The following is an 11,040-nucleotide window of genomic DNA, read 5'->3' as shown; positions in this document are numbered from 1 at the left end:
CCAGCATCAGCCTGACGCTTCCGGCAGGTTGACAAGCAACAGCCCGGGTGCCTGCCCAGCCTTGGCGTGCATCGTGCAACCGGAAGAGTTACTCCAGCTTCGGTCCGCCGTTAGCTGGCCTTTCTATGGTTGAGCGATCGAATGCTTGCGATCTCGCTGGCATCTTGCTTTGAAGCTGCAGCATGCGTCTGACCGCGGCTACCTGCCCGGCAAACGAGATAGCCCGAGCCGATTGCGATGGCCTGTCGGTCTTGCTTGCCAAGGCGGGAGTGCAGCAGTTACATTAGTGCCTGTCGCAAAATTTATTGCATTGCAACACATCCATGCTCCGCCACATTGCCCTGACTACCATTACCAAACGCACCGAGATGAAACCGTCTCGGGGCGCGATGTTGGCTGCGCGGCAGGGTTAGAACTAGATAGCCCACTGCAAAGATCCTTACAAAGCCCCCGAGTCGAGAGACCGGGGGCTTTGTGTTTTTGGCTTCAGACATCCTTCACTCAGGAAACCATCATGCGCAAGCAACTCACTCTCAGTCTCGAAAACCAGGTCGGCGCGCTGGAGCGCCTGTTGCGGGTGGTCCGCCATCGCGGCTATGCGGTGAAGCGTTTCGACGCGCATTTGCCGGACGACCAGTCCTGCTTGCAGGTATGCATGGAGGTGGAAAGCGATCGGCTGGCGTTCTCTCTGGTGGCGCAACTGGCCAAGCTCAGCGAAGTGCGCTCGCTGAGCATGCGCGGCGAAGCGGTGTCGGTCGCGCATTGAAACGTGGGCGAAGCGGGTCCGGCCGGGTGCTTGTGCTGCATGCCCGGCCGGATTCCTGATGTCGAACAAGCACTTGTCCGGCATCAGTCATGCCTGCTGCCTAGCCCGGGCGGCAGTTTTTTGATATGGTGACAAGGCTGCAGTGGTACTGCGGGGATTCCGCAGGCAGCAAACAAGCGTACCGCCCGTAAAACGGGCCCAGTTTGCCGTCGGAGAGACGGTGCCTACATGGAAGGAATTTTCATGTCCAAGCGTGTCATTACGCTGGCGCATTACTACACCGCGCCAGAAATTCAGCAAATGGCCGACAAAGTCGGCGACTCCCTCGAACTCTCGCTGTTTGCCCGCGATGCCCAGGCCGATATTATCGTGTTTGCCGGTGTGCGTTTCATGGCCGAAACCGCCAAGATCCTGAATCCACAGGCCGAGGTGATCCTGCCTGATGCCAATTCCACCTGCTCGCTGGTCACCCAGACCGATGTCAAGCGCCTGAAGGCCTGGCGTGAAAAGCATGCTGATCATGTGCATGTGTCCTACATCAACAGCTCGGCCGAGCATAAGGCCTTGAGCGACTGGATCGTGACCAGCCGCAATGTCGACGACATCATTGCCCACCTGTATGCCGAGGGTAAAAAGGTGATCTTCTCGCCTGACCGTAATATGGGCGCCTACCTGAACTACCAATATGGCTACGATATGCCGCTGTGGTCGGCGGTGTGCGAGGTGCACGACAAGTTCAACGAGACTGCCCTGAACGCCGGGATGGCAGCCGTGGAAGGGCCGAAATACCTGATCGCCCATCCGGAAAGCCCGCTGCCGGTACTGAAACGCGCCGACTATGTCGGCTCCACCAGTGGCATGCTCAACTGGGTGAAGGCTTTCAATGGCGAACCCGATGCGACCATTTTCGTTGCGACCGAAGAGGGCATTCTTTACAACATGGGCCTCGCCCGGCCTGACTTGAAGATTGTGCAGGCCCCCATCTATGCCGGTTGCCAGTGCAACCAGTGCCCCTATATGCGGATGAACACCATCGACATGGTCAAGCGCGCGCAAGCGGGCGAGGGGACGCGTATTGATTATCTCAGCGCCGAGCAGATGTCTGCCGCCCGCCTGCCGATCGAGCGCATGCTGGCCTTCAGTGAAGCGCAGATGCGGCAAGCTTCTGCACCGCAGCCGGTGGCGGTGCCGGCATAAGGTCGATGACAAAAGGGCAGGCTTCACTGCCCTTTTTCTTTTGCCGTTACAGCCAAGGATCCGCCCGCCGGCGACAGGGTTGCATCGTACCGGCATTCATCCTGTTGGCCCGGCATCTACGGCCGCAATTGCTTGCGCGGCTGTCTAGAATCAAGCCATCGTGATTTTTCGGGCGACGCCGTGGCATCTTGCCCAGGGCGCGCTTGTTGCGCAGGCGAGCCAGGATGACCATGCAATCGCTAGGCGTCGAGAAGAACCGGCGTCAATACAACCAGTGGGTGGCGAACGAGTCGATCGAAGACTATGCCTTGCGCTACTCGCCACAGAGTTTTCGCAAATGGTCGCCGGCCACGCTGGGCATGACCATGGTCGGCACCAATTCGGCACTGTCCTATGAAGCCATCGGCGCCTTGCTGCTGCTGGACTTCGGTTTTGGTAATGCCATGTGGGCGCTGCTGTTTACCGCCATCGTGCTGTTTGCCGTCAGCCTGCCCATCTGCCAGTACGCGACCCGCCATAACATCGATATGGATTTGCTGACCCGTGCGGCCGGCTTCGGTTATGTGGGCTCCACCTTCACCTCGCTGATCTACGCCTCGTTCTGCTTTATCTTTCTGGCGTTCGAATCGGCCATCATGGCGCAGGCGCTCAAGCTGTATTTTGGCATGCCGCTGTGGCTGGCCTACATCATCTGCGCGGTGGTGGTGGTACCCATCGTGTTCTATGGCGTCACCGCCATCAATCGCTTCCACCGCTGGACACAGCCGCTGTGGCTGGTGCTGTTGGCTATGCCGTTTCTGGCGGTATTGCTGAAGGAGCCTGCCGCCCTGTCGGCCATGTCCGGCGTCAAGGGCCAGGTTTCCGGCCATGGCGGATTTGATTGGTATCACTTCGGCATTGCCGCCGGAATCGCTTTTTCATTGATTGCCCAGATCGGCGAGCAGGTCGACTACTTGCGCTTCATGCCGCAGAGCACCCGCGAAAACCGGATGAGCTGGTGGTTCAATATGCTGAGCGGTGGTCCCGGCTGGATCGCGATTGCCTACCTCAAACAACTGGGCGGTGCCATGCTGGCAGCGCTGGCGGTCATGGGCGGCATGGCGGTGGCCGATGCCAAAGAGCCGGTGCAGATCTTCAATACTGCCTATGGCTATGTAGTGGCTCATCCGGGTACGGCCTTGCTGCTCACCACCCTGTTCGTGGTGGTGTCGGAAATGAAGGTCAATATCACCAATGCCTATTCCGGCTCGCTGTCCTGGTCGAATTTTTTCTCGCGGGTAACCCATTCGCATCCGGGGCGGGTGGTCTGGCTGGTGTTCAACAGCATCATCGCCTTATTGCTGATGGAGCTGGACCTGTTCGAAGCCGTCAACAATGTACTGGGCCTGTACTCCAATATCGCCGTGGCCTGGATCTGTGCCGTAGTGGCTGATCTGGCGGTAAACAAACCCTTGGGGCTCAGTCCGCCCATCGTCGAATTCAAGCGGGCGCACCTGTATAACTTCAATCCGGTCGGCGTGCTGAGCATGAGCCTTGCCTCGATCGCCTCGGTGGTCGCTTTCAGTGGCGTATTGGGCAGCTATGCCCAGGCCTACTCCTGGCTGGTGGCCGCACTGATTGCCTTTGTGCTGTCCCCCATGATCGCCTGGTATACCAAGGGCAAGTATTACATCGCCCGGCCGGCTTTCTATCGCCTGCATTCGCAAACCCCGGTGGAGTGCGGTGTGTGCAGCCAGCACTATGTCGAGCACGATTCGACCTGGTGCCCGTTTCACCAAGCCACCATCTGCTCGCTGTGCTGCACGCTGGAGCACAACTGCAAGGATCAGTGCAAGCCGCAACAGCGATCACTGCGCAGCCGTTACCAGGATGCTGTCGGTGCCTTGCTGGCCTTCCTGCTCCGGCGCGAGGTCGGGCGACGCACCGTGCTCCGGGTGTCCGCATTTGTCATGATCTGGACCGTCATGCTGTTGCTTACGGCTGCTGCGCTATGGGTCACCCTGCCGGCTGCTGGCAAGTTGGCGGGGGAGCCGGCGCAGGCCTTGCTGCATGCCTACGTGTTGCGGGTGTTTTTCGGTCTGGCCGTGCTGTCCAGCATCGCCACCTGGTGGATCGTACTGTTGAACGAGAGCCGCGATCTGGCCGAAGACGAGCTGTGGCTGGCCAAAGAGCGCGCCGAAGCTGCGACTCGGGCCAAGGGCGAATTCCTCGCCAATATGAGCCACGAAATCCGCACGCCGATGAATGCCATCATCGGCATGTCCTATCTGGCGCTGAAAACCGGGCTCGATCAAAAGCAGCGCGACTATATCGACAAGGTGCATGGCGCGGCCACCTCCTTGCTGCGCATCATCAATGACATACTCGACTTCTCCAAAGTCGAGGCCGGCAAGATGGAGCTGGAGAATGTGGCTTTCCAGCTCGATGAGGTGTTTGCCAAGGTGTCGACTGTCACGGTCGGACGGGCGCAGGACAAGGGGCTGGAATACCTGCTGCATGCCGCACCCGATGTACCACCGTCCCTGCTTGGCGATCCGCTGCGGCTTGGGCAGGTGCTTATCAACCTGGTCAACAATGCGGTGAAGTTCACCGAGCGCGGCGAGATCGACGTCGCGGTGAGCGTACTGGCGAGGCAGGGCGACAGGGTGACCTTGCAATTTCGCGTGCGCGATAGCGGCATCGGTATGACCGAGGCGCAGCGAGCCAGGCTGTTCCAGCCCTTCACCCAGGCCGATGGCTCGACCACCCGCAAATATGGCGGAACGGGCCTGGGTCTGACCATCAGCAAGCGCATCGTCGAGGCAATGCACGGTGAAATGACTGTCGCAAGCGAAGCAGGGCGTGGATCGGAATTTCGCTTCACCGCCGAGTTCGGCGTGGCGGATGCCCTGCCAGCGCAGGCGCGCTTGCCGGCCGACTGGAAGTCGGTGCGCGCCCTGGTGGTCGATGACCATGCCGCCGCACGCGAAGTGCTCAAGGGCATGCTGACGGTGATCGGCATCGAGGCAGACAGTGTCGGCTCGGGTATGGACGCCTTGGCAGCGGTCAAGCAGCGCGACTACCGGTTGCTGCTGATCGACTGGCACATGCCGGCCATGAACGGCGCCGAGCTGGTGCAGCGGCTGCGGCAGTCCATGGGAGAGGCACTGCCACCCTTGGTCATGGTCAGTGCCTTCGGGCAGGATGAATTGCGTGCCGATTTGCGCGATGTAAACCCGGACGCCTTCCTCGCCAAGCCGGTGACGCAGTCGATGCTGGTCGATGCCCTGGTGGGCCTGGCCGGTATGCCGGTGGCCAAGGCTGCGAGTGCGAGTGGGCAAGGTGCGCAAGCGTTGGCCGGTATGCGCGTATTGCTGGCCGAAGATAACGAGATCAACCAACAGATTGCCGAGGAGCTGCTGCGCGATGCCGGCGCCAGTGTGGTACTCGCCAACAATGGCCAGGAAGCGCTGGCCAAGCTGAATGCGGCTGAGGCCGGGCAGTTTGATGCCGTACTGATGGATATGCAGATGCCCATCATGGATGGGCTGGAGGCAAGCCGCAGGCTGCGCGTCGATCAGCGCTGGGACACCCTGCCCATTATTGCCATGACCGCCCATGCCATGCAGGAAGAGCGTCAGCGCTGCATCGAGGCAGGCATGAATGACCATGTCACCAAGCCCATCGATCCGGATGCGTTTATCGGCACCCTGGCCCGCTGGTACACCAGGCCTCACCCTGCCGGGCCGGCCAGCCTGCCGCAGGCGTCACAAGCGGGTGCTGCCATGCCGCTGTGTGCGGGGCTCGATACCGCCGAGGGTTTACGCCGCACTGGCGGCAATTCCGAGCGCTATCACAGCCTGCTGCGCCGCTTTGCCGAACGCTATGCCGATGCGCCTGCATCGCTGCAGCAATATGCAGAGCAAGGCGATCGCCAGGCCATGGCGGCGTTTTTGCATACGCTCAAGGGCGTCGCAGGCACCCTGGGCGCCGATCAGGTTTACCAGTCGGCAAGCGAGGCCGAGCATCGCTGCGCGGCAGGCGTACTGCGCGGCGAGGCGTATGCGGCCTTGATCGGTAGCGTCGATGCGCTTGTGCGCGCCGTGGCGAGTAATCCGCTGCCGCTTGCCCACAATTGTGGTCCGCATGCGCAAGACCCCGCTGCCTGGCATGCCGCCGTGCAGCAGTTGTCGAGCTATCTGCACGATTGCGATGGCGAGGCTGCCGATTACTTTGCCGCGCAGCAAGACTTGTTCTGCAAGCAGCTGCCGGGCGAGGTTTATGCGCGGCTGGCGCGGGCCATCGAGCAATACGACTTTGCCCTGGCGCTTGAATTGCTCCAGTCCCATCGGCCCGATGCAGTGTGATTGCCAGCGTTGATGCGCAGCAATGCAGGAACTGGCGTGGACCAATCCTCGATATGGATGAGCCGGCAAGCGCAGTCAGATGTGGAGACGGGCAATGGGGAAGGCCGGTGCCGGGCCCGTGCCATCGACCGGTTGCAGCCAGCTCGGCGTAATGCTGATTCAAGGCAGCTGCTTGCAATGCGTAACAGCATTTTCGGCAAGCGGCGTTCGCGCAAGGCATACTCGCGGCTGGCGCGCCCAATTATGGTCGGACTTGAGCCCTGTCGGCGCGCAGCCTTCCTGTTACCTGTTTTTTCAAGCCTATGCGTGAATTTGATTACCTGATCTTCATCGGTCGTTTCCAGCCTTTTCACAATGGCCATCTGTGGACCCTGCAGCATGCCTTGCAGCGTGCCGACAAGGTGATCGTGCTGTGCGGTTCGGCGCGGCAGGCACGCAATCCCATGCATCCATTCACGGTGGAGGACCGCGAGCAGATGATCCGGCTGGCGCTGAGCGAGGCCGAGCAATCGCGGGTGTTCGTGGTGGGGATTTCCGACCGCATGTACAACGATCAGCAATGGCTGACCGAGGTACAGAATCTGGTGGATAGGGTGATTGCGGTGGATAACTCCGATGTCGGCAGCCGGCAGGCGCAGTTCCGCATCGGCATCGTCGGCCCGCCGCGTGGCGCGCGCCACGCCGATGGCGCGCTGGCGATCGGCGGCGCACGGCGCGGCAATGCCGAGTATCTGGAACTGTTTCCACAATGGTCGCGCATCGAAGCACCGGAACTGCCCGATGTGCACGCCTCGCGCATCCGCCATGCGTTTTTCGATCCGGATCGTGACGGCGATTGGCCCGCTTGTGCGGCCTTGCTGCCGGCGCCGGTGTTTGACTGGCTGTTGGCATTTCGCGCTGGTGCGATCTTTGCCAAGCTGCAGGATGAATATCTGTTTGTGAAGCGCTACCGGCAAAGCTGGGCGGCGGCGCCGTATCCACCCACCTTTGTCACGGTGGATGCGGTGGTGATTCATTCCGGCCATGTGCTGCTGGTGCGTCGCCGCTCCCAGCCCGGCAAGGGCCTTTGGTCGCTACCGGGCGGCTTTGTAAACCCTGATGAGCGCATACGCGATGCGGTGATACGCGAACTGAAGGAAGAAACCCGGCTGAAAGTACCGGCGCCGGTGCTGGCCGGTTCCATGCGCGCCAGTCGCGTGTTCGACCATCCACAGCGCTCCTTGCGTGGTCGCACCATTACCCATGCGTTTCTGATCGAACTGGCGCCGACCAGCGATGGCCTGCCCAAGGTACGTGGCGACGATGATGCCGATCGCGCCAAGTGGGTGCCGCTGTTTGAATTCAACCGCATGGAAGAGCAGTTGTTCGAGGACCATTTCTATATCGTGAACTGGTTCCTCGGCCAGGTTTGAACCATCGCTGCCGGGAAGCGTGCCGCGCGGCCTACCAGCAGGGCTTCTCGCTGATCAGCTTGGTCGCCACCTCGGCCGGCAGTGGCTTGGCGAAGTAGTAGCCCTGGGCGAAGTCGCAGGCCATATCACGCAGCGCCTGCAACTGCTCGGCCGTTTCCACGCCTTCGGCCACCACGCTCATGCCCAAGTTGCGTGCCAGCAGGGCAATGGCGCGCACGATCTCGCGGCTGCCGCGATCTTCGACGATGCGCCGCACAAAGGAGCCGTCGATTTTCAGTACGTCGGACGGGAAGCGGTGCAGATAGCTCAGCGATGAATAGCCGGTGCCGAAATCGTCCATCAGGATGGGCATGCCGCGTGCACGGATCGCCTCCAGCATGCCGACGGTGGCCTCGGTATTGTCCATCAGGATGCTCTCGGTGATCTCCATTTCCAGCCGGCTCGGGTCGATGCCGGCATTGGCGACCGCACGGTCGATCTGCTCGATCAGGTCGGGCTGATTGAACTGCTTGCCTGACAAATTGACGCTGACGCGCAAAAAGGTCTCGGGAAACAGCTGCTGCCAGGCGGCGATCTGCTTGGCCGACTCTTCAAGCATCAGGCGGCCTATGCCATTGATCAGGCTGATTTCTTCGGCCAGTGGAATGAATTCGGCCGGGCTGACCAGGCTGCCATCGCCTTTACGCCAGCGCACCAGGGCCTCGAAGGCGGCGATATGGCCGGTACCGAGGTCGACAATCGGCTGGTAAAACGGAATGAATTCGCGCGCTTCCAGCGCGCGGCGCATTTCCTGTTCCATTTTCAGGGCACGCAACATGGTGCCCTGCATGGCACGGTCGAAAATCTCGTAACGTGCTCGCCCGCGTTGCTTGGCCCGGTGCATGGCGGTATCGGCATCGCGGATCATTTCTTCCGGATGGCTATAGCGGCCCGATGACAGGGCAATGCCGACCCGGGCGCCGGGATAGACTTCATGTCCCTCGATATCGATCGGCTTGGCCAGTTCCACCAGCACCATTTCGGTGAATGCGATGGCTTGCTCGGGCGCGCTGATGTCATCGAGCAGGATGGCGAATTCATCGCCGCCAAAGCGGGCTACCACATCGCCGGCACGCTGCACCTGGGTGAGCCGCTCTGCGGTGACGCGCAAGATGCGATCGCCAGTGGCGTGGCCGAAGCTGTCGTTGATATAGCGAAACCGTTCCAGATTCAGGCAGAGCACTGCGCACAGATAGCCGCCATCGCGCCCGGCATGGCCCAGGGCAAAGCCGAGGAAGTCGGTAAACATGGCGCGATTGGCAAGACCGGTAAGGCTGTCATGCAGTGCGTCATACAGCATCTGCTCTTCGGCGCGCTTGCGCTCGGTGATATCGGTGAGCGAACCGGCCATCCGGTAGGCAAGGCCGGTGGCGGAGTCGAACAGGGCCATGCCGCGGGTCAATACCCAGCGCCAGCTGCCATCCTTGTGGCGCAGGCGATGTTCGGCTTCAAAGTGGGGGGATTCGTGGCGCAGATGCTGCGACAGCTTGGCGCGCAGGGCTTCGTATTCGTCCGGGTGCGCCATGCTGAGCCAGATTTCCGGCAGCGGGTCGTTCATTTCCTCTTCGCCAAAGCCCAGCATGCCTTTCCAGCGCGGCGAAAAATAGATGTGATCCTCGCGGATATTCCAGTCCCACACGCCATCGTTGGCGCCGCGCAGCGCCAGCTCGTAGCGCTCCTGACTTTCGCGCAGGGCCAGCTCGGCATTGCGCTTGGCGCGCCGATTGCTGGTTTCGCGCAGCTCGCGCTCCACCACACTGGCGAGCCGTTTCAGATGGGTTTTCAGAACAAAATCATTGACGCCCGCCTTCATCATGGCGACGGCGGACTCTTCGCCGATGGTGCCGGTGACGACGATAAAGGGTATGACCAGATTGCGCTCCTGGAATACCTTGAGCGCTTCATGCGCCGAGAACTGCGGCATGGAGTAATCAGACAGCACCAGATCCCAGCGATCATCCGCCAGTGCCTCGCGCATGGTCTCGGGCAAGTCGACGCGTTGATAGTCGACCTGATAGCCCTGACGGCGCAGGGCGAGCACGTTCAATAGCGCATCATCTTCGGAATCGTCTACCACCAGGACGCGTAGGGATTCGGCAGTGATCGGCCCGGTTTCGCTCATCGCAATATCAGGACTGCACGGGTTCGTTCAGCATCAACCAGTAAATGCCGACCTGTTTCACCACTTCCATGAATTGCATGAAGTCGACTGGCTTGCGGATATAGCTATTGGCTCCAAGGCTGTAGCTCTTGACCAGGTCGTCCTCTTCCTTGGAAGTAGTCAGCACCACGACCGGGATCAGGCGGGTTTGTTCATGGCTGCGGATTTGCCGCAGTACCTCGATGCCATTGAGCTTGGGGAGTTTGATGTCGAGCAGGATAAGCACCGGGTGCTCGCTCATATCGCGATTGCCGTACTGGCCGGTGCCGTAGAGGTAGTCCAGCGCCTCCTGGCCATCGCGTGCCACCACAATCGGATTCTGGATGCTGTTCTTGCCGAAGGCCCGGATGGTCAGGGCTTCATCGTCGGGATTGTCTTCCACCAGCAGTATGGGAGGGTGCATGGCCACTCTTCTTGAGTTGAGAGACGATTGGAGGTCCTTGCAACATTAGCCTATCGCCACTCTGCAGGGCAAGGCGGACCGCCACAATAGACCGCCAGCACAGGCTGCCTGTGCGGCTTTTGCGACTGCTCAAGCTTGCCGCAGCTGAGAAGCATGCGCGACTCAAATCAGCCCATGCACAAAAAACATGGCCTCCGCCGCCACGGAGGCCATGCTGCTTGATGATTCAATGCATTCGGTACTTATTCAGCGCAGGTTTTTCGCGATGATTTCATACACATCGCGCGACAGATTCGGCGCAGCTGCAATGCGCTCCAGTGCATTGTGCATCAGCTGCCGGCGTGCCGGTTCCAGCTTCTTCCAGCGGTTGAACGCGCCAGCCAGCCGCGCTGCGGTCTGCGGGTTGAGGCGATCCACGGCCAGGATCGTGTCGGCGGCAAAGGCATAGCCACTGCCGTCGGCCTGGTGAAAGCCGGCCAGATTGGTATGCAAGAAGGTGCCGACCAGGGAGCGCACCTTGTTAGGGTTGGTAATGGCGAAGCAGGGGTGGGCCATCAGCTGCTGGATGCGAGCCGGTGTGCCGAGCCGTTGCGAGCCGGCCTGCAGGGCTAGCCATTTGTCCATCACCAGTGCTTCGCCCTGCCACTTGGCTGCAAAGCCTTCCAGTGCGGCGTCGCCATGTACCGAGTCGACCAGGCAGGCGAGGGCGGCCTGAG

7 protein-coding genes are annotated in these 11,040 nt (G+C 60.8%); 4 read left to right on the top strand and 3 right to left on the bottom strand.

Annotated features, from left to right (window positions below):
• Positions 1-514: 514 nt before the first annotated feature.
• From ACE3OH_RS13455 to ACE3OH_RS13440, 4 genes are all read left to right on the top strand, one after another.
• Entirely contained in the window at positions 515-766 is a 252-nt protein-coding gene (locus ACE3OH_RS13455; RefSeq protein WP_374353597.1) for an ACT domain-containing protein, read from the top strand.
• A gap of 243 nt (positions 767-1,009) precedes the next feature.
• Complete coding sequence (gene nadA, locus ACE3OH_RS13450; protein WP_374353590.1) at positions 1,010-1,963, top strand: quinolinate synthase NadA; 954 nt, start codon at positions 1,010-1,012, stop codon at positions 1,961-1,963.
• A gap of 224 nt (positions 1,964-2,187) precedes the next feature.
• Entirely contained in the window at positions 2,188-6,309 is a 4,122-nt protein-coding gene (locus ACE3OH_RS13445; RefSeq protein ID WP_374353587.1) for a response regulator, read from the top strand.
• Between the two features lie 302 nt (positions 6,310-6,611).
• The gene (locus tag ACE3OH_RS13440; protein WP_374353584.1) at positions 6,612-7,721 is read left to right on the top strand and encodes a bifunctional nicotinamide-nucleotide adenylyltransferase/Nudix hydroxylase; all 1,110 of its coding nucleotides are present in this window, start codon (positions 6,612-6,614) and stop codon (positions 7,719-7,721) included.
• A 31-nt stretch (positions 7,722-7,752) separates the two neighbouring features.
• On the opposite strand, the gene ACE3OH_RS13435 is transcribed toward ACE3OH_RS13440, so the two are convergent.
• From ACE3OH_RS13435 to ACE3OH_RS13425, 3 genes are all read right to left on the bottom strand, one after another.
• Positions 7,753-9,882, bottom strand: coding sequence for a putative bifunctional diguanylate cyclase/phosphodiesterase (locus ACE3OH_RS13435; protein ID WP_374353581.1), 2,130 nt, complete (start codon positions 9,880-9,882; stop codon positions 7,753-7,755).
• Between the two features lie 7 nt (positions 9,883-9,889).
• The gene (locus ACE3OH_RS13430; protein ID WP_374353578.1) at positions 9,890-10,324 is read right to left on the bottom strand and encodes a response regulator; all 435 of its coding nucleotides are present in this window, start codon (positions 10,322-10,324) and stop codon (positions 9,890-9,892) included.
• 246 nt (positions 10,325-10,570) lie between these two features.
• A partial coding sequence (locus ACE3OH_RS13425) for an aminopeptidase N C-terminal domain-containing protein (RefSeq protein WP_374353575.1) occupies positions 10,571-11,040 on the bottom strand: 470 nt, incomplete at its 5' end.

This window comes from Chitinimonas sp., assembly GCF_041904975.1.
Taxonomy (GTDB): domain Bacteria; phylum Pseudomonadota; class Gammaproteobacteria; order Burkholderiales; family Chitinimonadaceae; genus Chitinimonas.
The sequence above is the reverse complement of the archived record's forward strand: the minus strand, read 5'-3'. Positions and strand labels throughout refer to the sequence as shown.

Excerpts from the sequence above, each read along its gene's own strand:
- ACE3OH_RS13455 (WP_374353597.1), top strand. The coding sequence starts at position 515 with ATGCGCAAGCAACTCACTCTCAGTCTCGAAAACCAGGTCGGCGCGCTG.
- ACE3OH_RS13445 (WP_374353587.1), top strand. The coding sequence starts at position 2,188 with ATGACCATGCAATCGCTAGGCGTCGAGAAGAACCGGCGTCAATACAAC.
- nadA (WP_374353590.1), top strand. The coding sequence starts at position 1,010 with ATGTCCAAGCGTGTCATTACGCTGGCGCATTACTACACCGCGCCAGAA.
- ACE3OH_RS13440 (WP_374353584.1), top strand. The coding sequence starts at position 6,612 with ATGCGTGAATTTGATTACCTGATCTTCATCGGTCGTTTCCAGCCTTTT.
- ACE3OH_RS13435 (WP_374353581.1), bottom strand. The coding sequence starts at position 9,882 with ATGAGCGAAACCGGGCCGATCACTGCCGAATCCCTACGCGTCCTGGTG.
- ACE3OH_RS13430 (WP_374353578.1), bottom strand. The coding sequence starts at position 10,324 with ATGCACCCTCCCATACTGCTGGTGGAAGACAATCCCGACGATGAAGCC.